This is a genomic window from Verrucomicrobium sp., from assembly GCA_028283855.1.
Lineage (GTDB): Bacteria > Verrucomicrobiota > Verrucomicrobiia > Methylacidiphilales > GAS474 > GAS474.
Map to the genome: position 1 here is coordinate 590,667 of JAPWJX010000003.1, position 22,884 is coordinate 613,550.

24 protein-coding genes are annotated in these 22,884 nt (G+C 69.9%); 13 read left to right on the plus strand and 11 right to left on the minus strand.

What is annotated here, in order from left to right; all coding sequences use genetic code 11:
* Positions 1–5 precede the first annotated feature (5 nt).
* From PW734_04070 to PW734_04080, 3 genes are read right to left on the minus strand one after another with little or no spacing between them, the layout of a single operon-like run.
* Positions 6–722, minus strand: a complete 717-nt coding sequence (locus PW734_04070) for a DciA family protein (GenBank protein ID MDE1170376.1) — start codon at positions 720–722, stop codon at positions 6–8.
* Entirely contained in the window at positions 719–1,186 is a 468-nt protein-coding gene (locus PW734_04075; protein MDE1170377.1) for a Fe-S metabolism protein SufE, read from the minus strand. The genes PW734_04070 and PW734_04075 overlap by 4 nt, the downstream gene beginning before the upstream one ends.
* Position 1,187: 1 nt before the next feature.
* A complete protein-coding gene (locus PW734_04080; GenBank protein ID MDE1170378.1) occupies positions 1,188–2,042 on the minus strand; it encodes a sulfurtransferase in 855 nt (284 codons plus the stop codon).
* A 102-nt stretch (positions 2,043–2,144) separates the two neighbouring features.
* Here PW734_04080 and PW734_04085 point away from each other — a divergent pair, with 102 nt between their 5' ends.
* Genes PW734_04085 through PW734_04095 form a run of 3 tightly spaced genes read left to right on the plus strand, consistent with a single transcriptional unit; the run spans position 2,145 to position 4,445 of the window.
* On the plus strand, positions 2,145–2,897 hold the full coding sequence (locus PW734_04085) for an ankyrin repeat domain-containing protein (GenBank protein MDE1170379.1): 753 nt from the start codon (positions 2,145–2,147) through the stop codon (positions 2,895–2,897).
* Positions 2,881–3,663 (plus strand): ankyrin repeat domain-containing protein, encoded by a 783-nt coding sequence (locus PW734_04090; protein MDE1170380.1) that lies wholly within the window; start codon positions 2,881–2,883, stop codon positions 3,661–3,663. The genes PW734_04085 and PW734_04090 overlap by 17 nt, the downstream gene beginning before the upstream one ends.
* 5 nt (positions 3,664–3,668) lie before the next feature.
* Complete coding sequence (locus PW734_04095; protein MDE1170381.1) at positions 3,669–4,445, plus strand: ankyrin repeat domain-containing protein; 777 nt, start codon at positions 3,669–3,671, stop codon at positions 4,443–4,445.
* Here the strand turns inward: PW734_04095 and PW734_04100 are convergent.
* Both PW734_04100 and PW734_04105 read right to left on the minus strand, forming a co-directional pair.
* Positions 4,442–4,954 carry a CAP domain-containing protein gene (locus PW734_04100; GenBank protein MDE1170382.1) on the minus strand — a complete coding sequence of 171 codons (513 nt, stop codon included), beginning with the start codon at positions 4,952–4,954 and terminating at the stop codon, positions 4,442–4,444. The genes PW734_04095 and PW734_04100 overlap by 4 nt on opposite strands.
* 39 nt (positions 4,955–4,993) lie before the next feature.
* Positions 4,994–5,875, minus strand: a complete 882-nt coding sequence (locus PW734_04105; protein MDE1170383.1) for a hypothetical protein — start codon at positions 5,873–5,875, stop codon at positions 4,994–4,996.
* A gap of 239 nt (positions 5,876–6,114) precedes the next feature.
* Between PW734_04105 and mutL the strand changes: the two genes are divergently transcribed.
* Genes mutL through PW734_04120 form a run of 3 tightly spaced genes read left to right on the plus strand, consistent with a single transcriptional unit; the run spans position 6,115 to position 9,192 of the window.
* Positions 6,115–7,956: a DNA mismatch repair endonuclease MutL gene (gene mutL / locus PW734_04110; GenBank protein ID MDE1170384.1), complete on the plus strand. Its 1,842-nt coding sequence runs from the start codon at positions 6,115–6,117 to the stop codon at positions 7,954–7,956.
* A 17-nt stretch (positions 7,957–7,973) separates the two neighbouring features.
* The gene (locus PW734_04115; protein MDE1170385.1) at positions 7,974–8,675 is read left to right on the plus strand and encodes a hypothetical protein; all 702 of its coding nucleotides are present in this window, start codon (positions 7,974–7,976) and stop codon (positions 8,673–8,675) included.
* 10 nt (positions 8,676–8,685) lie between these two features.
* The gene (locus PW734_04120; GenBank protein MDE1170386.1) at positions 8,686–9,192 is read left to right on the plus strand and encodes a hypothetical protein; all 507 of its coding nucleotides are present in this window, start codon (positions 8,686–8,688) and stop codon (positions 9,190–9,192) included.
* Position 9,193: 1 nt separating this feature from the next.
* On the opposite strand, the gene PW734_04125 is transcribed toward PW734_04120, so the two are convergent.
* Together PW734_04125 and ychF are read right to left on the minus strand one after the other, a co-directional pair.
* On the minus strand, positions 9,194–9,802 hold the full coding sequence (locus tag PW734_04125; protein ID MDE1170387.1) for a L,D-transpeptidase family protein: 609 nt from the start codon (positions 9,800–9,802) through the stop codon (positions 9,194–9,196).
* 29 nt (positions 9,803–9,831) lie between these two features.
* Positions 9,832–10,944 (minus strand): redox-regulated ATPase YchF, encoded by a 1,113-nt coding sequence (gene ychF, locus PW734_04130; protein MDE1170388.1) that lies wholly within the window; start codon positions 10,942–10,944, stop codon positions 9,832–9,834.
* 75 nt (positions 10,945–11,019) lie between these two features.
* Here ychF and gmd point away from each other — a divergent pair, with 75 nt between their 5' ends.
* Together gmd and PW734_04140 are read left to right on the plus strand one after the other, a co-directional pair.
* The gene (gmd, locus tag PW734_04135) at positions 11,020–12,033 is read left to right on the plus strand and encodes a GDP-mannose 4,6-dehydratase (GenBank protein ID MDE1170389.1); all 1,014 of its coding nucleotides are present in this window, start codon (positions 11,020–11,022) and stop codon (positions 12,031–12,033) included.
* Between the two features lie 117 nt (positions 12,034–12,150).
* The gene (locus PW734_04140) at positions 12,151–14,031 is read left to right on the plus strand and encodes a TolC family protein (GenBank protein ID MDE1170390.1); all 1,881 of its coding nucleotides are present in this window, start codon (positions 12,151–12,153) and stop codon (positions 14,029–14,031) included.
* Here PW734_04140 and PW734_04145 read toward each other — a convergent pair.
* Positions 14,019–14,753 (minus strand): hypothetical protein, encoded by a 735-nt coding sequence (locus PW734_04145; protein ID MDE1170391.1) that lies wholly within the window; start codon positions 14,751–14,753, stop codon positions 14,019–14,021. The genes PW734_04140 and PW734_04145 overlap by 13 nt on opposite strands.
* A 7-nt stretch (positions 14,754–14,760) precedes the next feature.
* Between PW734_04145 and PW734_04150 the strand changes: the two genes are divergently transcribed.
* Genes PW734_04150 through PW734_04170 form a run of 5 tightly spaced genes read left to right on the plus strand, consistent with a single transcriptional unit; the run spans position 14,761 to position 19,305 of the window.
* Positions 14,761–15,396 (plus strand): TolC family protein, encoded by a 636-nt coding sequence (locus PW734_04150; protein MDE1170392.1) that lies wholly within the window; start codon positions 14,761–14,763, stop codon positions 15,394–15,396.
* Positions 15,393–16,586 carry an efflux RND transporter periplasmic adaptor subunit gene (locus tag PW734_04155; protein ID MDE1170393.1) on the plus strand — a complete coding sequence of 398 codons (1,194 nt, stop codon included), beginning with the start codon at positions 15,393–15,395 and terminating at the stop codon, positions 16,584–16,586. Before PW734_04150 ends, PW734_04155 begins: the two co-directional genes overlap by 4 nt.
* Positions 16,587–16,598: 12 nt before the next feature.
* A complete protein-coding gene (locus tag PW734_04160; protein MDE1170394.1) occupies positions 16,599–17,897 on the plus strand; it encodes an ABC transporter permease in 1,299 nt (432 codons plus the stop codon).
* A gap of 6 nt (positions 17,898–17,903) precedes the next feature.
* Positions 17,904–18,623 carry an ABC transporter ATP-binding protein gene (locus tag PW734_04165; protein ID MDE1170395.1) on the plus strand — a complete coding sequence of 240 codons (720 nt, stop codon included), beginning with the start codon at positions 17,904–17,906 and terminating at the stop codon, positions 18,621–18,623.
* Positions 18,595–19,305 carry a phosphatase PAP2 family protein gene (locus tag PW734_04170; protein MDE1170396.1) on the plus strand — a complete coding sequence of 237 codons (711 nt, stop codon included), beginning with the start codon at positions 18,595–18,597 and terminating at the stop codon, positions 19,303–19,305. Before PW734_04165 ends, PW734_04170 begins: the two co-directional genes overlap by 29 nt.
* On the opposite strand, the gene PW734_04175 is transcribed toward PW734_04170, so the two are convergent.
* The 3 genes from PW734_04175 to PW734_04185 form a co-directional block, all read right to left on the minus strand.
* The gene (locus tag PW734_04175) at positions 19,257–20,300 is read right to left on the minus strand and encodes an aminotransferase class V-fold PLP-dependent enzyme (protein ID MDE1170397.1); all 1,044 of its coding nucleotides are present in this window, start codon (positions 20,298–20,300) and stop codon (positions 19,257–19,259) included. The two genes, PW734_04170 and PW734_04175, sit on opposite strands and share 49 nt — an antisense overlap.
* A 117-nt stretch (positions 20,301–20,417) precedes the next feature.
* The gene (gene nifS / locus PW734_04180; GenBank protein ID MDE1170398.1) at positions 20,418–21,584 is read right to left on the minus strand and encodes a cysteine desulfurase NifS; all 1,167 of its coding nucleotides are present in this window, start codon (positions 21,582–21,584) and stop codon (positions 20,418–20,420) included.
* Between the two features lie 516 nt (positions 21,585–22,100).
* Positions 22,101–22,829, minus strand: coding sequence for a polyprenol monophosphomannose synthase (locus tag PW734_04185; protein ID MDE1170399.1), 729 nt, complete (start codon positions 22,827–22,829; stop codon positions 22,101–22,103).
* Positions 22,830–22,884 lie beyond the last annotated feature (55 nt).

The window sequence follows — 22,884 nt, forward strand, 5'->3', positions numbered from 1 at the left end:
AAATTTCAGTACATCACCTTGAGGAGCCGCACCGGCACGCGCAGGGCCTTGGCCAGCTGGGCGGGCAGCTCCGGCCGGCGCTGGAGCTGGTAGGAGAGGGCGCTGTTCAGGCAGCGGAAGTAGGCGATGCCCTGGTCGACCTTTTCCAGCTGGCTTTGCTGGGCCAGTTCCGGGCCGATCAGCTGGGCCCAGACGGTTTGGTAGCGGGCGGGATTGTGCGCCTGGCGGCGCTGCACGCTGCCGACGAGGGAGTCGAGGAGGCCGCCACGGTAGTCCGCGTAGGTGGGCGCGGCGGCGATGGGGGGCAGGGCGGCGCGCTCCTCCGGCGTGGGGGCGCGGCCGTGGAGGCGCTGGAAGGCGGCGTCCAGGCGCGGCCCGTGATGGTGGGCGCGGGCCAGGCGGTCGTAGGTTTCCCGCTCCACGCGGGGGCGCAGGGCGTCGAGGACCTCTTCCTTCCCCACGCCGGAGGCGCCGCCCAGCCCGGCGCGGACCTCCAAAAGGAGGGCGCGAAGGACTTCCGCGCGGGTGCGCTGGTAGGCCTCCCGGGTGACGATGAGGGGCGGCCGGGCGGGTTCCTCCCCGCCGATGAGCAGGCGCGGGCCGCCGCCGGAGAGGCGGCGCCGGGCGCGGAAGGATTTCGTCTCCCGGTCCAGGCCCAGTTCCCGGTAGGTCTTCAGCTCCTCCCGCTTGGCGGGGGGCGGGCCGGGCCGGAAGGGCTTCACGCCGCGGCCTCGGCGGCGCGCTTGCGGTCGAGGTAGACCTTGCAGATCCCCTTGATGCGGGAGAGGACGTAGTAGGTGGTCTGGCTGCGGGCGCGGATGAGTTCCCCGCCGACGATGCGGGGGACGAAGTCGCTGGGCACCTCCAGGATGTGGCGCGGGGTGGTCCCGGCCAGGCCGCGGCAGAGGATGGTGGTCATCGCCTTGGTCAGGGTCTGCACCTGGGGCCCCAGGGTGACGCGGACGGTGGCGGCCTCCGTGGCGGGATCGACGCGCAGGAAGATGCCGACGGTGTCGGCGCATTCCTCGTCCTTGCGGATGTCTTCCAGGTCGAAGGATTCCCCTTCCTTCGGCGCGCAGCCCTTGGCCGAGTCGCTGTAGAGGATGAGGTTTTCCCGCTTCTCCTCCTCCGGGAGGGAGGCAAAGAGATCGACGATTTCCTCGAGCTTGGGAGGGAGCGCGCTCACCTTACGAACGCTCGATGGGGGCGCGGACGCGGTTGCCCCACTCCGTCCAGGAGCCGTCGTAGTTGCGGACCTTTTCGTGGCCCAGCAAGTAGTGGAGGACGAACCAGGTGTGGCTGGACCGCTCGCCGATGCGGCAGTAGACGACGGTGTCGCCCCCCTTGGCCAGGCCGCAGCCTTCCTCGTAGATCTTGGCCAGCTCGTCGGCGCTCTTGAAGGTGCCGTCGTCGTTGGCCGCCGTCTTCCAGGGGACGCTCTTGGCGCCCGGGATGTGGCCGCCGCGCAGGACGCCCTCCTGGGGATACTCGGGCATGTGGGTGACGTCTCCCTTGAACTCGGCGGGGGAACGGACGTCGATGAGGGGCTTCTTCGCCTGGCTGTGGGCCAGGGTGTCCTCGTAAAAGGCGCGGATCTCCGCGTCGCGCCGCTGGGCGGGGACGGGATACGGCGCGGCGGGGTGGGACGGCTTCTGGCGGGTGAGGGGGCGGCCCTCCTTCACCCATTTGTCCCGGCCGCCGTTGAGGATCTTGGTCTTCGTGTGGCCGTAGAGGTGGAAGGCCCAGAAGGCGTAGCAGGCCCACCAGTTGGACTTGTCGCCGTAGAAGACGACGGTCGTCTCCGGCGTGATGCCGTGCTTGGAACAGAGGGCGGCGAAGGCCTCGGGGGAGATGTAGTCGCGCTGGACGGGGTCCTGGAGGTCGGCGCGCCAGTCGATGTGGGCGGCGCCCTCGATGTGGCCCGTGTCGTAGAGGAGGACGTCCTCGTTGCTCTCCACGATGCGGAGGCCGGGATCGTTCAGGTGCTCGGCCAGCCAGGCGGTTTCGACGAGCGTTTCGGGATGGGCGTAGGGGCGGCTCATAGTCTAGTAATTTTGTGGGATATTCAATTTACCCCACCCCCCACCCTTGCCAAGCCTGATCGGTAGGGCTTTTCCGGGTAAAATAGGCGAATTGTACCCCTTATGGGGTCCTCTGCCGCCAAACCGCGCCTGGAAACGGGCGGAGCGTGGCTGATTTCCCTGATTAACAAGGGGGAAGCCTTTGCCTGGGCGGAGCGGTACGGTTTTCCCAGGGCTGTCGTCCTCGAGCCGGACGAGCGGGGGTGCACGCCGCTCCACGTTGCGGCCACCCAGCACTGCCTCCCCGTTGTCGCCGCGGCGGTCCGGGAGGCCGGGGACATGCTGACGACCCAGGACTTTCTGACGCCGAACCGCCGGGGGTGGACGCCCCTGCACAATGCCGCCGCCGCCGAGGGGATGTGGGAGGTGGCGGCCATCTTGCGGGAAGCGGGGGAAACCCTTCTGGTCCGGCACCTCCTGACGCCCGACCTGGACGGGGACACGCCCCTCCACGCGGCCGCTCACGCGAAGGGCCTGGCCTCTCTCCACGTCGCGGTGCGGAAGGCGGGGCAGCGGCTGGGGGTGCAGGATTGGCTGGCCGAAAACGAGGAGGGGATTTCCCCCATGGAAGCGGCGGCCTTCGCCGAAAATTTGCGCGAGGTTTTTTGGCCGGAGGAATGGCAAGGGCGGCTGGCGGAGATGGCGGAGCTGTGGCGCCACGTCCCGGAGAAATACCGGGAGCAGGTCGATTTCGAAAAGGCCGCCCATGAGGCGGCGCTTCTGAGCCGCCCGCGCTTGGAGGCGGCATCGTTCCGCGGCGCGGCGCGGCCGTCCATCCCGCTTCCGGAAAAGGAGGGCCATGGCCGCCGCTGGTAAGGAATTTCTTCCCGCGACGCAGCAGGTGCGGGAGTGGCTGGACGACGCGGTGCGCCGGGAGGACGCCTCGACCCAGTTCGCCCGGTTCACCCACTGCCGGATCCCGCTGGCCTGTTTCCTGGTCCCGGACAAGGACGGGATGACGCCGCTGCACGCGGCCGCCGCCTGCCATAATTTGGACAAGGTTGCCGCCAAGGTGCGGGAGGCGGGGGACCGGGTGACGCTCGACGCCCTCTTGCGGCCCAATGGGCGCGGGGAGACGGCCCTCCACGTGGCCGCCGCCGGCCGCGACAGCCTGGAGCAGGCGGTCGAGGTTCTTGAGGCGGCGGGGGAGACGCTCCGGAAGGAGCATCTCCTCGTCGAGGACGACAATGGAGTCACGCCGCTGCAGGCGGCCTCCCGGGAAGGGCGTTTGAACTTCCTGCTCGCCGTCGTGCGCCGGTCCGGAGAGCGGTTCGGCGCCGGGGATTGGCTGGCCAGGAATCGATCGGGCTGGTCTTCCCTGGACGCGGCGGGAACCCGCGGAATTCTGTTCCAGGTCTTCGATCCGCGGGATTGGCGCGGGCGGATGGGGGAGATGCTGGAGCTGTGGGGCCACGTCCCGGAGGGGGCCCGGAGCCAGGTCGATTTCGAGCGCGTCTCCCATGAGGTGGCGCTGGCCGGACGCCGCGCGCCCCGCGTGGAGCCGGAAAGTTTCAAGGCCGCCGCGCGGCCGGAAGTCGGCCCGCCGCCGGGGAAGGCCCCGGAGACGGAGCTCCGCCGCTAACCTTTATGGGCGATTCCGATCCCAAGCCGCTGATGCGGGCCTCCTGGGAATCCAGGGGCTGGCTGATCGACGCGATGCGCCAGGGCACCTTCCCCGCCGTGGCCGCGCTCTACCGGATTCCCCTGGCCTGCTTCCTGGAGGGCGGCCAGGGCAACGCCACGCCGCTCCACACGGCGGCGTTCACCGGCTACCTGCCGCAGGTCGCGGCCTGCGTCGGCGAGGTGGGGGAGAGCCTTTCCCTGGCCGATTTGTCCCGCCCCACGCTGGGCGGTTGGACGCCGCTGCACGAGGCCGCCCACGGCGGCCGCTTCCGGGACGTGATCCGCGTCTTGCGGGAGGCGGGGGAAGAGCCCGGCCTCGACGCGCTTTTGGTGCCGGACGGTTTTTCCGCCCGCACGCCCCTGCACGTGGCGGCGCAGCGCCGCCAGATCGCCGCGCTGGCCGCGGCGGTGCGGGAGGCCGGATGGGAGCTGCGGCCCCGGCACTGGCTGGCCGCCAACCGGGACGGGAAGACGGCCCTCGACGAGGCCGCCCTCCACGGAAATTTGGACCAGGTGTTCGAGCCCTCCCTCTGGACGCGCCGCGTGGGGGAGATGGGGAAACTCTGGAGCTACGTGCGGGAGGAGAGCCGGGGCGGGGTCGATTTTGAGCGCCTCTCCCACGAGGCGGCGCTGGCCAGCCGCGCGCCGCGCGTGCCCGCGGCGGCCTTCCGCGGCGCGGCCCGGCCGGAGCTGTCCGGGCCGGGGCGGGCGGAAAAGGGCGGGCCGCTCCGGGAAAATTAAGGCCCGGTGTATTCGCCGCCCAGGCCGAGCTTGTCGCCCAGGCTGAAGCCCCGCTTGGCCGCCACGCCCGCGCCGTTGAAGACGGCGTAGAACCACCCCTCGCCGGAAACGGCGGTGCCCAGGCCGATGCGGTCGATGTTGTCCTGCAGCAAATTCGCCCGGTGGACGGGGCTGTTCTTCCATGCCGTGACGACGGTGGAGGCCGCGGAGGCGGGCCGGGATTGGAAGAGGTTCTCGTTGATCGAGGTCCAGGCGTTCTCGTGCAGCAGCGCGCGCAGGCTGCTCCGGTCGCGGTGGACCATCTGGCCGACGCCGGTCAAATGCTTGGCCCAGTCGAGGGCGGTGCCGTTGAGGGTGGGGTCGAGTTTCACCGCGCCCTTGCCCTGTTCCTGGCGGAAGGCGTTGATTTGTTTCAGCGCGTCGGCGCGGAAGGCGTCGAGGTCGTCGGCCCGCAGCGCGGGGGCCAGGCAGAGCAGGGCGAGGAGGAAGAGGGGGAGGCGGGCTTTCATGCCGCCAAAGCTAACCCGGGACGGGCGCCGGGGCAAACGTCAGTGGCTGAGGACCGGCTGGAGGCCGGGCGCGGCGGCGAGGTCGGGCCGGGCGTGGGCCGCTCCGGCGGTGGAGAAGAAGCTCATCGCCTCGTCCCTCCAGCGGGAGACTTGGTTGTGGGCGGAAGCCAGGAGGCCGATGCCCCGGTCGGTCAAAGTCGGGCTTTGGCCGGAGGGAGTCTGGCTGACGGGGGAGACGCCGTGGAGCGCGGCGTCCTTCGCCTTCGCGGCGGCGCCGGCCACGCTGTGCCAGGTGTCGACGGCGGCGGCCGCGGTGACCTTGCCCTTGGCCACGTCGCCCCAGGTCGCCGCCTGGCCGTTCTTGCGCATCGTTTCCAGCTGGGCGGCGGTCGCCTCCGCGCCGATGCCCGCGGCGGTGACGCCGATGGCGACCGGGGTGGCGACGCCCGCCGTGCCCAGCGCGGCGACGTCGGCGGCCAGGCCCGCGCCGCCGCCCGCCAGGCGCAGCACGCCCTGCATGGCAAAGCTCTTGGCGTCGCGCCCGCCGCGTGCGGCGGCGATGCCCGCCTTGCCCAGGTCCCACAGTCCTTCCCCGACCATGATGCCGGAGCAGACGATGGGGACTTTCTTCAAAAGGGCGGTGCCCGCGACGCGGGCGCCGGCCACGGCGGCGGTGCGGCCCGCTTCCTCCCCCGCCACGCGGCTGACGGCGCGGACGCCCGCCTCGCTGGTGGCGATGCGGGCGGCGCTGCTCATCTTCTGCGTGCCGCTGCGGACGGTGCTGGCCGTCCGGCTGCCGGCGTGGATGAGGCGGCTGGCCTGGTCCAGTTCCTTGGCCCGCTCCAGGCGCTGGCGCAGGGCGACGGCCTGGGCCGCGTCCTGGACCACTTCCTTCCCGGAAAGCTGGGCGGAGGAACTCATCCTTAAAATGAGTTAACGATCAATGGCGCTGACGCTTGATCGGAATCGGTTGCAGCTGAAGCTTCCGCAGGAAAACTCCCAGCAGAAGGGTCATGGAGAGGAGAGCGGTTCCGGCGAGAAGCGTTTCAGTCTGCATAGTAACTCCCTTCAAGCATGGGCGATGCCAGGTACCTCGCCGTACCGGTACAATTTCCGTAGCCAAACCGCCGCGCGCGCCCCATTTTAAGGGGCTTTCCGCCATGCCGCGCATCCAGCTTCTTTCCGAAAACGTCGCCAACCAGATCGCGGCGGGCGAGGTGATCGAGCGGCCCGCGTCCGTCCTGAAGGAGCTTTTGGAAAACTCCCTGGACGCGGGGGCGCGGCAGGTTTCCGTCCGCACGCGCGACGGCGGCCGGACGCTGCTCGAAATCACCGACGACGGCTGCGGCATGGGCCGGGACGACGCGCTCCTCTGCCTGGAGCGGCACGCCACCAGCAAGCTGAAGGAAACGGACGACCTCCGCCGCCTGGCCTCCTACGGCTTCCGCGGGGAGGCGCTGCCCTCCATCGCCTCCGTCTCCCGCTTCCTCCTTCAGACCTGCGAGCCCGGCGCCCTGGCCGGGACGGAGGTCTCCGTGCAGGGGGGCAAGCTGGCCTCCGTCCGGGAGGCGGGCCTGGCTCCCGGCACGCGGATCGAGGTCCGCTCCCTTTTCTACAACCTGCCCGCGCGGCGGAAGTTCCTCCGGGGCGACCGGACGGAGCTGGCTCACCTTCAGCACGTCCTCCTTTTGGCGGGATTGGCCCGGCCCGACGTGGGCTTCCAGATCGTCCATGACGACGCGGCCCCCCTGCGCTGGCCGGCCGGGCAGGACCTGGAGCGGCGGATCGCCACCCTCTTCGGCGAGGGGTGGCGGAAGGAGCTGGTCCCTGTCGAGGCTCAGGCCGAGGGGCTGCGCCTGCGCGGCTTCGTCGGCCAGCCGGGCGTCAGCCGCGGCACGCGGCAGGAGCAGTTCCTCTTCGTCAACCACCGGCCGGTGGAGAGCCGGACCCTCCACTTCGCCCTTCAGGAGGGCTACCACAACTCCCTCATGCGGGGCCGCTATCCGGTCACCGTCCTTTTCCTCGACCTCGATCCCGCCGGGGTTGACGTGAACATCCACCCGGCCAAGCGGGAAGTCCGCTTCCACGACGACGCCCAGATCCGTTTCTTCGTGAAGCGCGCGGTGCAGGAGGCCCTCCAGGGCTACGCCGCCGCGCCGGTTTCCGTCCCCCTCTCCGTGCGGGAGGAGCCCCCCGCCTACGCCGCGCTGACGGAAGTGCCGCCCGCCCGGCAGGAGACCTTCCTCAGCCCGGAGATCGCGCGGACGCCGGAGCGGCCCGCGCCCGCCTTCGTTCCCGAGGCGCGCCCGGCGGAGCCGGTCCCCGAGCATGTTTCCGCCCCCGCGCCCAGCGCGCTGCGGAGCGCCGCGCCTCTCCTGCCGCCGGAGGAAGCCGCCGCCAACCCCCTGGGCTTGCGCATCCTGGGGATCGTCGCCCGTCTCTATATCGTCGCGGAAAGCCCGGAGGGCCTGGTCCTCATCGACCAGCACGCCGCGCACGAGCGGGTCCTCTTCGAGCAGATGCTGGAGCGGATGCGCGCCGGGGAGGTTCCCTCCCAGCGGCTCCTGTTGCCCGCCACCGTCGAGCTGCCGCCGCGCGAGGCCGAGTTCCTTTCCCGCCAGCTGGAGCCCCTGGCCGCGGTGGGCGTTTCCTTGAGCGCCTTCGGCGGGAACGGCGCGGGCGGCCAGGCCTTCCTGGTCGACGCCCTGCCGCCGATGGTCGCCCAGAAGAACGTGCCGGAGCTGATCCGCGACCTGGTCGCCGACCTCCAGCAGGAGGGCGGCCAGACGCGGAAGGACCGCCACCTTTCGGAAGAAGTCGTGGCCAAGACCGTCTGCCGCCGCGCCGTGAAGGCCAACGACCGCCTCTCCCTGCCGGAGGCCGAGCGGCTCGTCACCGACCTCCTGGCCTGCGCCCTGCCCTACACCTGCCCGCACGGCCGCCCCACCATGATCCAGATCACCAAGGGGGAGCTGGAAAAGAAGTTCGGGCGGGTCGTCTGATAGCCGAATTACGTACCATGAGCCTCGACCTGAAAAAGTCGTTCGACGAGACCACCGGCTTCATCCACGACTCCAAGGTTCACGACGTCGACCTGGCCGCCCTGGGGCGCAACCTCGACGTCCCCGCGCTGGCCGCCGCCAAGCCGGAGGAAATCTCCGTCCCGCCCTACTTCGGCTACCGGCAGGGCTACTACGCCGCCGCACTGGCCGCCCTGGCCTACATGAAGGGCTCCCTTTCCCAGGCGGACGGGGCCTCCCGCGCCGAGCTGGAAACCCTTTCCAAGGCGGGGGCCAACGTCGCCGCCTCCTTCTTCCGCTTCGCGAAGGAGCCGGTCTACCTCCACCCGGAGCCGGGAGAGGCGCGCCAGACCGCGCCGGTCGTCACCGCCGCCCTCTTTGAAACGATGCGCTCTGTGCTGACCGCCAACATCGGGGACGAGTTGAAGGTGCCCTGTTCCGTCCGCACGGGCGAAACCCGCTACCTGGAAAACGAGGCCGCCGTGCGCGCCACCCCCTGGTTCCGCGCGTGTCACGCGGCCTTGGCCGAGTTCGAGGCGGCGGGCCGCTCCCGGGAAGGGCTGGCGGAAAAGCTCCAGCCGTCGAAGGTCGTCGCGGCGCTCCAGGAAGTCGCCGCCGGATTCCGTCCCGCCCGCCCCGTCCCCGCTCCCGGCACGGCGGAAGCGGTCGACGCCGCCGTCAGCGTCGGCGGGGTGCTTTAAGAAAGGGCGTATGGGCTGGCGCGACACGTTGAAGACCGAGTGGGCGCAGGCCTACGTCAGCCTCATGCGGAACATCAACGAGGAGGGGCCTTATCACTCTCCGCGCGACCTCCAATACGCCGTCGGCTCCCTGAAGCTGGCCGGGCTGCACGCCGCCAATTCCCTGGGGAAGGGGGAGGAGGAGCTGGCCGCCGCCCTGAAGGAGGCGGAGAGCTGGGACCCGATCGGGGACCTCGACCATTTTTTCCGCCGGGACTGGCGGGTCTTCCAGGAGCTGATCGGGCGGAACCCCAATTACGGCAAGCCGGAGGAGCCGCAAACGGAGATGGAGAGGAACCTGTCTGGGTATGTCACCGCCTTCGCCAAGATCGGCGCGGACGCCGCCCGGCTGACGGCGCTGGAAGAGACTCTGGCCAACCCGGAGAAGCTGGCGGCCTTGAAGCTGCAGGCGGCCACCCGCTCCAGCTCCATGCCGCAGCCGGGCCCGGGCCAGGAGCCGCCCGTTCGGGAGAAATGATTTAGGGAACGATGTCGACGGGGGTGTCGACGGTGACGGCGTCGTAGAGATCCTTGGAGAATCCCTTGGGCAGGCGGATGCAGCCGTGGGAGGCGGCGTAGCCGGGCAGGTAGCCGGCGTGGAGGCCCACCCCGTCCCAGGTCAGCCGCAGGAAGTTGGGCATCGGCGCGGGTTCGTAGTGGGCGCCTTCCGGCGGCGTCATCGTCGGCGTGGCGTTGGCTTCCAGCAGGTCTCCCTTGGCGTTGTAGAAGCCGCCGTATTCGGTCGAGTGGTGGTTGGGGTCCTTTTCCAGCACCTTGTAGCGGCCGGTCGGCGTGGAGTGGCCTTCCTTGCCGGTGGAGACGGGGGCGATGCCGACGAGGGCGTCGCCCTGGAAGGCGTAGAGCTTGAGGGTGGAGAGGCGGACCTCGATGCGGCTAAGGGGGACGCCCGGCTGCGGATTCCACCAGACGGCGGAGAGGGAGCGGTCGAAGTAGTAGTCCCGCCCCCGCGGCACGACGGGGCGCGGCTGGTTCGGCACGGTGCCCGGCATGGGCAGGACCAAGGGCGGCGGCGCGGAGGCCAGGGCGGCCGCCGGCAGGAGGAGGGCGAGGAGGAGCGCCGCGCGCATGGGAGGGAGGGGTTGGACGCCGGGAACGCCTAAACGTTGAAGCGGAATTCGAGGACGTCGCCGTCCGCGACGACGTATTCCTTCCCTTCCACGCGCCATTTGCCGGCTTCCTTGGCCTTGGCCATGGTGCCGAGGCTTTGGAGGGCGTCGTAGGCGACGCATTCGGCGGCGATGAAGCCGCGCTCGAAGTCGGAGTGGATGACGCCGGCGGCCTGCGGGGCGGTGTCCCCCTGGTGGATGGTCCAGGCGCGGGTTTCCTTTTCCCCGGTGGTGAAGTAGGTGCGCAGGCCCAGCAGGTGGTAGGTGGCGCGGATGAGCGCCCCGACGCCCGATTCCGGCACGCCGAGTTCCTTGAGGAAGGCGGCCCCTTCCTCTTCGGAGAGGTCGATGAGGTCGGCCTCGATCTGGGCGGAGATGACGACGGCTTCCGTGGCGTGGTGGGCCTTCACGTATTCGCGCACGCGCTGGACCATGGGCTGGGAGTCGCCCTGGGCCAGCTCGCTCTCCGCCACGTTGCAGGCGAAGAGGGTGGGCTTGCTGGTGAGGAGGCAGAGCTGTTTGGCGATCGGCTTTTCCGTGTCGGAAAGTTCCAGGAGGAGGGCGGGCTTGCCCTCGTTCAGGTGGGGTTCCAGCCGTTCCAGGAGGGCCAGCTCCACCTTGGCGTCCTTCGCGTCGGCGCCGCTGCCGCGGGCGGTCTTGGCGGTGCGCTCCTTGCGCTTTTGCACGCTGGAGAGGTCGGCCAGGACCAGCTCGGTGGTGATGACCTCGATGTCGCGCAGGGGGTCGATGGAGCCGGAGACGTGGTGGATGTCGTCGTTCTCGAAGCAGCGGACGACCTGGACGATGGCGTCGACTTCCCGGATGTGGGAGAGGAACTGGTTGCCGAGGCCTTCGCCCTGGCTGGCGCCGCGGACCAGGCCGGCGATGTCGACCATCTCGATGACGGCGGGGACGGTCTTCTGCGTCTTCGACATCTCGGAGAGGAAGGCCAGCCGCGGATCGGGCACGGTGACGACGCCGACGTTCGGGTCGATGGTGCAGAAGGGGTAATTCGCCGCCTGGGCCTTGCGGGTCCGGGTCATGGCGTTGAAGAGGGTGCTTTTCCCGACGTTCGGGAGACCGACGATTCCGGCGCGCAACATAAGGTGGGCTGGCACCCTGCCGGGAGCGGAAAGGCTTGTCAAAGCCCTCCTGCGGAGGACAACGTTCCCGCCCCCATGAAAAAGGCGTTTATCACCGGCATCACGGGCCAGGACGGCTCCTACCTGGCGGAGCTGCTCCTGCAAAAGGGCTACGAGGTGCACGGCCTGATCCGCCGCGCCAGCACGTTCAACACCGCCCGCCTGGACGACATTTACCGGGACCCGCACGACGCCAAGGCCCGCCTCTTCCTCCACTACGGCGACCTGGCGGAGGCCAGCTCCCTTTCCCGCCTGCTGCAAAAGATCGCCCCGGACGAGGTCTACAACCTGGCCGCCCAGAGCCACGTCCGCGTCAGCTTCGACTCCCCGGAATACACCGGCGACATCACCGGCACGGGCACGGTCCGCCTGCTGGAAGCCCTCCGGGAGCTGGACCGGCCGCCGCGTTTCTACCAGGCCTCCTCCAGCGAGATGTACGGCCTGGTGCAGGAGGTGCCCCAGAAGGAGTCGACCCCCTTTTACCCCCGCAGCCCTTACGGCTGCGCCAAGGTGTTCAGCTACTGGCTGACGGTCAATTACCGGGAGTCTTACGGGCTGCACGCCTCCAACGGGATCCTCTTCAACCACGAGTCGCCCCGGCGCGGGGAGACGTTCGTGACGCGGAAGATCACCCGCGCGGTGGCCGCCATCAAGCTGGGCCTCCAGGAAAAGCTCTTCCTGGGCAACCTGGACGCCAAGCGGGACTGGGGCTACGCCAAGGAATACGTGGAGGCGATGTGGCTCATGCTCCAGCAGGAGAAGCCGGACGACTACGTCATCGCCACGGGGGAGACGCACTCCGTCCGGGAGTTTTTGGAGGTCGCCTTCCAGCACGCGGAACTTGATTGGAAGAAGCACGTCGAGATCGACCCGCGCTATTACCGGCCCGCCGAGGTGGAGCTGCTCATCGGTGACGCCTCCAAGGCCAAGCGCCAGCTCGGCTGGGAACCGAAGGTGAAGTTCGAGGAATTGACCCGCCTGATGGTCGACGCCGACTTGGAAAAATTACGCAACCAGTTGGCGGGCAAGGTTTTTCACCACGGCGAATAGCCCTGCCGACCCGGGGAGAAGGCCTTGACCGGCCTGGGGGGCGCGGCATAATCCGTTGGCTTTTAGATGGAATGCGTACTTTTTAACCCTTTGGGGGATAAAAAGTAGCCCCCCGCCATGTGTCGTCGAAAACCGCTTAGCTTCGCTTGGATCGGTGCGCTCCTGCTCGCCGGGACGCTCCATGCCGCCGACCTGACGCCGAACGAGGGCGGGGCGGGCATCGTCTCGACGATCACTCCCGCGCCCGACGTTCCGGTCTCCCCCGCGCCGACGGTCGTCTCCTATCCGGAGAATCAGATCACCGCCCGGGACGAGAACCCCGACCTGGTCCATCCCCCCGTCGACGGGCCGTCCCTCTCTTCCCGGCCGGTCTACACCCTGCGCGACTGCCTCGACTTGGCCCTGCGCCAAAACCCCGACCTCCTTATCGCCAAAAAGGGAATCGAGGGGGCCGCCGGCGGCGTCATCGAGGCGCGGGCCGCCTTCCTGCCGCAGCTCTCCACCTCCGGCCTCTACCAGAAGCGGGAGCAGGGCACCCTGACCAGCACCCAGCAGGACCCTAATCTCCGCGACGAGAACTGGTACGTCACCCTCCGCCTGACGGAGAACGTCTTTTCTGCCGGGGAAAACACCAGCCGGATGCGGATGGCCCGCCTGGCCCAGTCCTCCAAGATGCTCGGCTACCAGGCGGCGGTGGACGACGTGCTGCTCAGGGTCCGCCTGGCTTACTACGAGCTGCTCCTGGCGCAGTCCAACATCGAGGTGCGGCGGCAGGCCGTCGACCTCCTGGACCAGCAGCTCAAGGCGGAGGAGGACCGCTACAAGGCGGGCCTCACCAGCCAGACCAGCGTGCTCCGCGCCCAGGTCTCCCGCGCCAACGAGCTGCCCTCCCTCCTGGAGGCGGAGAACCGGCTGCTCAACGGCTACGTGAAGCTCAGCCAGCTCCTGAACATCCCCTACCAGCCCTCCTCCAGCGCGCCGCCCTTCGCCGTCACCGGCTCCCTCGGCTACGACCCGCGCGCCTACAGCCTGGCCGACTGCCTGGCCAAGGCCGTCTCCTCCCGCCCGGAGCTGCGCGTCCAGGCCAACAACGTGGAGAGCCAGGAAAAGCAGCTCATCGTCGACCGTTCCGCCCTCCTCCCCCGCGTCGACCTCTTCCTGGGCTACGACTTCACCAGCGACCCGGCCCGCAGCGACCTGAACAGCTACAACGACGGCTACGTGGCCGGCGTCTCCGGCAGCTGGGCCATCTTCGACGGCCTGGCCACCACCGGCCGCATGCGGCAGACGCGGGCGAAGATCGCCGCGGCCAAGATGAGCCGCACCCAGGCCCGCCTGGGGGTGGAGGCGGAGGTGCGCCAGGCCTTCAACACCCTGGCCCAGGCGGCCTCCACGGTGGAGTCCCAGATCAAGAACGTCGTCCAGGCGCGGGAGAGCTACGTCCTCTCCCAGGCCAGCTACGAGGCGGGCCTGGCCACCCAGCTCGACGTGCTGCAAAGCCGCGTCGACCTGACCACCGCGCAGACCACCGAGTTCCAGGCCCGTTACGACTACCTGGCCGCCACCGCCAACCTCCAGCGCGCCCTTTCCAGCCAGTTCCAGATCGTCAACGACAACCTCCCCCCGCCCGCTCCCGCCACGGAGCCCCTGGCCGCGCCTTCCGCCTCCGCCGCGCCGGACCAGGCCCAGGGCCCCGCTCAGGCCCCGCCGCAAAGCGCCGCCAGCGGCATGGCCGCCCCCTCCTTCCCGCCGCCCTCCACGCCGCTGCCGCCCCTGCCCACGGGGGCCGACGTTCCCATCACCGGCCCCGCCGCCATCCCCGCCCTGCCCCCCATGCCCGGCCCCGCGCCGATGCCGCCGCCCTCCCTCGCGCCGACGCCGACTTCCCCGATGCCCACGGCGCCCCCGCCGCCTTCCTCCGTCCCGTCGCCCCTGGCCCCGCCCGGCGCGGCGCCGTCGACGCCCTTCGGCTCTTCCTTCGGAGGCTACAACCGATGAGGCGCGCCGCCTTGCTCCTGGCCGTCCTGGGAGCCGCGGTCCTTCCGCTCCGGGCGGAGGAGGCGGTGACGCTGGAATCCTGCTACGCGGAGGCCCTGGCGAAGAGTCCCGCCATCCTGGCGGCCAAGGGCGCCCTGCAGGAGGCGGCGGGCGCGCAGCTCGTCCTCCAGGCGCGCGCCCTTCCCAGCGCCCGCGTCGGCTTCCTGGCCGGCCAGCAGGGCCCGCGCAACGGCGCGCAGAACCCGCACACCCGCTTCTTCATCCTGGCCACGGGCAACTTCAGCCAGCCCCTTTACGACGCGGCCATCCCCGCCTCCTTCCGGCGCGGGCGCGTCGGCATCGCCCTGGCGCAGCAGCAGTTCAACCGGGCCGTCCTGGCGGAGCTCTACGCGCTGCGGCTCGACTTCTACATCGCCCAGCAGGCCCGCGCCGCCGTGGAGATCCAGGAATCGATCAAGGTCCGCCTCCAGGCCAACCTCAAGGCGCAGGAAGACCAGCTCTCCGTCGGCAAGGTGAGCAGCCGGGAGGTGACGCAGGCGCGCGCCCAGCTGGCCGCCCTGGAGCCGGGGCTGGCCGCCTCCCGCGCCGCCTACGCGCAGGCCCGCATCGACCTGGCCCAGCGGCTCGGCCGGGACCTCTCCGCCGCCGCGGTGGAGGGCGCCGACCCCCAACGACCCCGCCGCCGGGCTCCCCGTTCCCGCCGGGGAACTGGAACCGGTCACCGCCTCCATCGACTACCCGACGGAGACCGCCTACGCCCTCTCCCACCGGCCCGATCTCCTGGCCCTGCGCCAATTGATCGAGGCGGCCAAGCAGGACTCGGAAATCGTCCACGCCGGTTACATGCCGCGCATCGCCTTCCAGGCCGACGGGCAATACATCCCGCAAAGCTCGATCCAGAAGAGCGGCACCGTCGTCCAGGCGGGCAACAGCACGGAATTGACCCAGGTCCTCTTCGGCCCCGGCTACACCTGGGTGCCGGTCGACGGCGGCGCCATCCACGGCCGCGCGCAGCAGGTCGACGCCGGGCGGGACGCGTACGAGATCGACCTGAAGCGGCTGGAGCAGGACGTCCCGCGCCAGCTCAAGCAGGTGGAGGCCGGCCTGGCCCGCGCCGCCTCAGCCCTCCAGGGGACCGAGCAGAACATCGCCCTGGCCGACCGCAACCTGCGCCAGGTGGAGGCCCAGGTGCAGAACGGCGACCTGCCGCAGCTTGATTTTCTCAACGCCCAGAGCAATCTGTTGCAGGCCCGGTTCAACCGGCTCAACGCCTTGCTGCAAAACAACATCGCCATCGCCCAGTACGACGTGATCACCGGCCGCACCCTCCAGTTCGCCGAAGCCCCTTCTCCCAGCGCCCCATGACCCCCATTCCTCCTCCCGTGCCCGTCGCCCCGCCGTCCCGGCCCGCCCGCAAGGGGTGGGTGCCCCTTCTGCTTCTGGCCGCCGCGGCGGCCGGCATCGCGGTTTGGATCTACCTTTCCCGGCCGGTGGTGGAGGTCTACCGCGCCCAGCGCGGCACCGCCATCTCCGCCGTCTACGGCACGGTGAAGATCCAGTGGACCTACTCCGTCGGCGTCCGCACGCAGAACGACGGCTACATCCAGCTGGCCAACGGCATCTCCTCCGGCCAGGCCTCCATCGGCCTCCACGTGAAGAAGGGCCAGCTCCTGGCCACCATCGTCGACGAGGACAACATCCGCAGCCTTAACCAGGCCAAGATCGACCTCCAGGCCGCCCAGGCCCGCGCCGCCGTCGGCCCCGCGGACGAGGGGGCCCTGCGCACGGCGGAGGACACCCTCTCCCGCCTGGAGAAGCTGGAGTCCCTCAACGCCGTCTCCGCCTCCCAGCTCCAGCAGGCCCGCAACGACGTGCGCCGCTATTCGGACGCGGTGAAGGGGGAGCAGATCGAGCTGGACCAGGCCGTGCAGACCAACCGGCAGAACCTCAAGACCCTGCAGGACAAGCTGGCCAAGACCGACATCCGCGCCCCCATCGACGGCGTGCTGACCGCCGTCTCCAACAACGACGGCGAGCTGGTCAGCGCCAACAGCGTCCTCTTCACCGTGGCGGTCAACAGCACCTACGTCAGCGGCGAGGTGAACGAGGAGGACGTCGGCCAGATCCACGAGAAAATGAAGGCCAAGGTCCGCCTCTATTCCTTCCCGGACAACCAGTTCACCGCCACCGTCACGCAGATCCTGCCCTACCCCGACCCGGCCAGCCAGCGCTACACCGTCATCCTGAGCCTGGACAACCCGCCGCAGAACCTCATGGCGGGCATGACCGGGGAGATGAACATCATCATCGGCGAGCGGCCCAACGCCATTCTCATCCCCACCCGCGCGGTGGTGAACCGGGACAAGGCCTACGTCGTCGACCACGGCATGATCAAGCGCCGGGAGGTCGAGATGGGCTACCACAGCATGCAGACGACGGAGATCGTCCGCGGCCTGCGGGAGGGGGAGAAGGTCATCATCGGCGACCAGGACTCCTACCACAGCGGGGAGCGGGTGCGCGCGATCGAGATCAACCCCGACCTGGACGCCAAGTAGCCGACTGCGCGGGTGAAGCCTTCCCTGTACATCGCCCTCCGGTTCACCGCCGCGCGGAAGCGCGCGCTGACCATGAGCCTTTCCGGCGTCGTCCTCGGCGTCGCCTTCTTCATTTCCACCCAGGCGCAGACGGAGGGCTTCGAGCAGTTCTTCATCGACACCGTGCTGGGCAGCTCCGGCGCCATCGTCGTCAGCGACCGCTTCCAGAACCGCTACTCCTCCATGCTGGACGGGGAGAAGGCCAAGGCCCAGGACGTCGACACGGACGGGGACGGCGTGGCCGACCGCCGGGGGCCCGCCATGGTGGCGGTCAGCGGCCAGCAGCCGCGCAAGTATTACAGCGGCCTTTCCAACCCCAACCTCCTCCTGCGCACGGTGCAGGAATACAACGGCGTCGTCGCCGTCGCCCCCGTGGTGGAGGGGAACGTCACCGCCCGCACCGACTTCAAGGACGAGGTGATCAAGCTCGACGGCATCGACCTGGAGGCCCACCTCCGCGCCACCAGCCTGGGCGGCCAGATCGTCCAGGGCTCCATCGAGCGCTTCCGCCGCAAGCCCTACGGCATCATGATGGGCGCCCTCATCGCCGACAAGTTGCAGGTGAAAATCGGCGACATCCTCTACCTCACCGGCGCGGCGGGGACGCGGCCTTTCAGCCTGGAGGCCGTCTTCCAGACCGGCATCAACGTCATCGACGAGACGCGCGGCTACGTCCACAAGCCCGCCGCCCAGAGCATCATGAAGATGCCCTACGCCGTCTCCACCGCCATCGTCCGCCTGCGCGACCCGGACCGCGCGCCGGAGCTGGCCGTGCAGCTGGAAAGCCAGCTCTCCCACCGCGCGCGCTCCTGGCAGGAGCGGGAGCAGGGGAACCTGGCCGTCTTCCGCACCCTGCGCCTCTCCGCCGCCATCACCGTCTCCCTCATCATCCTCCTGGCCGGCTTCGGCATCTTCAACATCCTGACCATGACGGTGCTCAACAAGGTGCGGGAAATCGCCATCCTCCGCTCCATGGGCTACCGCCGGAGCGACATCCAGAACATCTTCCTCTTCCAGGGGCTCATCGTCGCCAGCATCGGCTCCCTCCTCGGCTGCGTTCTGGGGGCGATCCTCACCTTCGGCATGTCGCGCATCCCGGTGAAGATCCGCGGCATCATCCACGCGGACTACTTCGTCGTCGCCTGGTCGTGGCGCCACTACGTCATGGCGGCGGTCATCGCCTTTGCCTCCGTGCTCATCGCCAGCTACTTCCCGGCCCGCCGCGCCGCCTCCCTGCCGCCCGTCGACACCCTGCGCGGCTCCGGGCAATAAAAGACCATGGATTCCCTGCCCTGTCTCACCTGCGTCAACCTGGAGCGCTGGCTCGGCCAGGAGGAGTCCCGCGTCCACGTCCTGCGCGGCGTCTCCCTGACCCTGGAGCCGGGGAGCGTCCACGCCATCGTCGGCCCCTCCGGCTGCGGGAAAAGCTCCCTCCTCTACCTGCTGGGCCTCCTGGACACGCCGGACGCGGGGGAGATCTGGATCGGCCAAAGCCCGGTTTGGACGCTCGACGACCGCTCCGCCTCCCTCAAGCGGAACGAGCTGATCGGCTTTGTCTTCCAGTTCCACTTTCTCCTGGAAGACTTCACGGCGGAGGAGAACGTCATGATCCCGATGCGGCAGCTCGGCCATCTTTCCGAGCAGGCGATGCGGGAGCGCGCCCGGCATCTCCTGGGGGAGGTCGGCCTGGCGGCCAAGGCGGCCCGTCCCAGCCGCCACCTTTCCGGCGGCGAGCAGCAGCGCGTCGCCATTGCCCGCTCCCTGGCGAACGATCCCACCGTGCTCCTGGCGGACGAGCCGACCGGCAACCTCGATTCGGTCAACTCCGAGCGCATCTTCAACCTGCTCACCCGCCTGGTGCACGAGCAGCAGAAGGCCCTTCTCCTCGTGACGCACAACCCCGCCATCGCCGAGCGGTGCGACTGGGTGCACGAGATGAAGGACGGACTTATTGTGCAGACGACCCGCAATGAAAACGTGGTTTCGGGAAGGCGTTGATCTGGCCGCCGCCGCATGGCGGCGCCGTCCCTCCGGGCGGTTCTGGCTTTTCCTTGCGCTGGCCGTCGCGGCGGCGGCGTGCGCCGCCCACCCGTTCGAGCCCGTTTTGGAGGCGCGCTGCCCCGGCGCGTCTGGGCGCGCCGGCGTCTGGGCGCGGGGCTTTAGTTTCTGGGGCGATTTCCTGCCCGGCACCATGGCGCTGGTGCTGCTCTGCTTCCTGGCGGGAGCCGCCGGGCCGCGGTGGCGGCAATGGCGCCGCATCGGCTGGGCGCTCTTCCTCGCCGCGGCGGTGGCGGGCGTTCCGGCCACGCTGCTGCGCGTCTCGCTGGGGCGGCCCCGGCCCTGCGCCACGGCGGAGGGCGTCCGCGACGGGCTTTGCGGCTTCCGTTCCTCCGACCGCTACCACAGCTTTCCCTCCGGCCACGCGGCGACGTCCTTTGCCACGGCGGGCGCGCTCGGCGCGGCAGTGCCGCCGCTCATGCCGATCGCCTTGGCGGGCGCGGCGGGGGTCTGCTGGTCGCGCGCTTACTTGCAGCGCCACCACCTTTCCGACCTGATCGTCGGCGGGGCGTGGGGCCTTGCCGTCGGCTTCCACTTCGGGCGGACGGCGCGCGGATTCCGCGAGGAGCGGCGTCAGGCCAGGATTTCCGCCGTCTCTTCCAGCTCGCGGTCGGTGTTGTAGAAGTGGGGGGAGAAGCGCAGGTAGCCGTTCCCCTTGGCGTCCCAGCGCAGGGAGGCGGCGATGTTCCGCGCCTCCAGCCGGTCGAAGAGCGGCTTTAGGTCGGTTCCCGGCTTGTGCGCGGTGATGATGCCGCTCTTGGCCTCCTCCGGGAACGCGTCGGAGAGGACGGTGAACCCGGCGTGGCGCAGGAGGTCGGCCGCGTAGGCGTGCAGGGAGAGGAGCCGTTCGGCGATCCGCTCGACGCCGACCGCGCCGAGCAGCCCGGCGGCGGCGTTGAGCCCGGCGATGCCCGCCACGTTTAGCCCGCCCGCCTCATAGCGCCGGGCGTGGGCGGGGAAGGCGATCTCCTTCTGCGGGATGAAGCGGGGGGAGACGACGTTCATCGAGCCGAGGAGTATGGGCCGCAGGAGGTCGAAACGGCTTTTCTTCACGTAGAAAACGCCGGAACCCAGGGGCCCCAGCAGCCACTTGTGCGCCCCGGCGGAGAGGAAGTCGAAGTCGGCGGCGTCCAGCGGGGTGGCGCCGAGGGACTGGATGGCGTCGACGCAGAAGAGGATGTCCCGGCGCGCCAGCTCCCGGCCGATCGTCTTCACGTCGACGCGGTAGCCGGTGAGGAAGTGGCAGCTGGGCAGGGCGACGAGGCGGGTCCGGGACGTCAGCGCGGCGAAGACCAATTCCGGCGTGAGGTGGCCGGAGACCGGCGTCTCGACGGCCACGGGCTTCACGCCCTGGCGGGCCAGGTCGGTCCAGGGATAGACGTTGGAGGGGTAGTCCTCCGCGTAGTAGACGACCTCGTCCCCCGGCTGCCAATCGATCCCGGCGGCGACCAGGCTGAGGCCGACGGCGGTGGGCCCGACGAAGGCGATCTCCTCCGCCTGGGCGCCGAAGAGGGCGGCGCAGGAGGCGCGCGCCTCCTCCACCATCCGCTTGGCGGCCTCCGGCTCCTGCGTCTCCGCCATGCCGCCCAGGGCCGTCTGGGCGACGGCCTCCGCCACCGCGCGGGGGGAGCGGGGAGACCCCGGCGTGGCCCAGGAAGATGCGGTTGCGCGTGACGGGGAAGAACTGCTGGCGGGCCGCCTCGTCGAAGAAGACCTGGGTTTGCGCGGGCATGGCTACTTCGGCTGGAGCGTGGCGGGCAGGTGGCTGCGGACCTCGGCGATCGCCTCCGGGATCGCGCCCAGGGCGTAGTCGATCTCCGCGTCGGTCGTCATGTGGGAAAGGGAGAAGCGGAGGGTGCCGCGCGCGTCGGCGGCGGAAAGGCCCATGGCGGTGAGGACGTGGGAGGGGGCGAGGTTCCCCGTGGTGCACGCCGACCCGGCGGAGGCGCAGATGCCGCGCTTGTTGAGGGCCAGGAGGGCCGCCTCGGCCTCCACCCCCTCGAAGCGGAGGCTGGCCGTGTTCGGCAGGCGGAGCGTGGCGTGGCCGTTGCGGGCCGCGCCGGGGACGCGCAGGAGGGCGGCCTCCAGCTTGTCGCGCAGGGCGCGGGTGCGGGTTTCCTCCTCCAGCAGATTCTCGGCGGAAAGCTCCGCCGCGCGGCCCAGGCCGACGATGTAGGGGACGTTTTCCGTGCCGCCGCGCCGTTCCCGTTCCTGCCCGCCGCCGATCTGGAAGGGGACGAAGCGGACGCCGGAGCGGATGTAGAGGGCGCCGATGCCCTTGGGGGCGTGGAGCTTGTGGCCGGAGAGGGCCAGGAAGTCGGGCCCCTGGCCGCCGGAGAGGTCGATGGGGAGCTTGCCGACGGTCTGCACCGCGTCGGTGTGGAAGAGGACGCCGCGCGTGCGGCAGAGGGCGGCGATCTCCTCCACGGGGAAGAGGACGCCGGTCTCGTTGTTGGCCCACATGACGCTGACGACGGCGGTGTCGTCGTGGATCGCCTCGTCGACCTGGGAGGGGTCGAGCGTGCCGTCCTCGGCGACGGGCAGCCAGGTCACCCGGTAGCCGCGCGTCTCCAGGTCCTCGCAGAGCTTGTGGACGGCGGAATGCTCCACCTGCGTGGTGACGAGGTGCTTCTTCCCCGTCGTGCGCAGGGCGGAGAGGATGGCGGCATTGTCGGACTCGGTGCCGCAGCTGGTGAAGAGGAGTTCGCGCGGCTCGCAATTGAGGAGGGAGGCGAGCTGCTCCCGCGCGCGGGCGACGGCGGCCCCGGCGCTTTTGCCGAAGTCGTAGGCGCTGGAGGGGTTGCCGTACTGCTCGGTGAGGAAGGGGACCATGGCCTCGAAGACCTCGGGGGCGATGGGGGTGGTCGCGTTGTGGTCGAGGTAGGCCCGAGGCGTCGTCATAGGCTCCTAGTGTCGATCGGCATTGGCGGCCTGACAAGCGGGAAGCGGGGATCCAAGGGGGGGCTGCGCCCCCCCTTGCGTCTGTAAGCGTTTTGTTTGGAAGAGGGCGCGTTGGCGCTGGCGCGGTAAAGTTGGGCCCTTGGGTCGCTTCCTGACTCCTTGGGTGGCCTGGGCCGTGGGGCGCCGTCTCCGGTCTGCGGGTCGGGGCCCGCCGGTCCGGCAGGAGGTGAGTCCGCCCGGGCAGCGGCCCGCCGGGCGAAGAGGACGCGGGAAGGACGACCCTAAATTCAAAGGAAAGCCCACGACGCACTCAACTGAGCCGGAACGGAATCATGCGGCCATAAGTGACGCGCCAGCGCAGGAAGCGATCTGGGGGCCCAACTTTACCGCGCCAGCGCCAGCGCGCCGCCCACCGGAAGCGGGGTGTTTACAGACGCATGAGGGGGCGGGCGCCCCCTCCTGGACCTCCCCGCCGCGTCGGCCCGGCCCTTGCGCGATGACCAGTCCGTCCGGCTCCTACGGCCTTGTTGCCCGTTTCGAGAAAAGCCGCCGCAACCCGAGCCGGAAGACCTCCCACACCGCTTCGCGGACGATGGCGCCGGACATCTTGGAGTCGCCCTCGTGCCGGTCGGTGAAGACGATCGGCACTTCGGCGAGGCGGAAGCCTTTCCACCAGGCCAGGAAGTTCATTTCGATCTGGAAGGCGTAGCCGGTGGAGTGGACGCGGCCCAGGTCGATCCGCTCCAGGACCCGGCGGCGGAAGCCCTTGAACCCGCTCGTGGGGTCGGTCAGCGGCAGCCCGGTGAGAAAGCGGGCGTATTGGGCGGCGGTGAGGGAGAGGAGGAGGCGGGAGATGGGCCAGTTGAGGATGCGGACCCCTTCCAGGTAGCGGGAGCCGACGACGACGTCGCACGTCTCCAGGGCGGCCAGGAGCGCGGGCAGGGCGTCGGGCGCGTGGGAGAGGTCGGCGTCCATCTCGAAGACGGAGGCGTAGTCCCGCGCCAGCGCCCAGCGGAAGCCTTCCCGGTAGGCGGTGCCCAGGCCCTGCTTGCCGGGGCGTTCCAAAAGGAAAAGGGTCTGGCCGTAGTCGGGATGGGTGCGGACCCAGTCGCCGGTGCCGTCCCCGGCCTCGTCGTTGACCAGAAGGATGTCGAAGCGGTCCCGGTACGCGGCCAGGTGCGGGAGAAGCTCCCGGAGGTTGTTCAGCTCCCGGTAGGTCGGGATGACGATCAGCGCGCGGCCCACTCCCTCCAAGCTAATCGGCCTTCCGCAGAGCGCCAGAACTATGTTATGCCAGGAC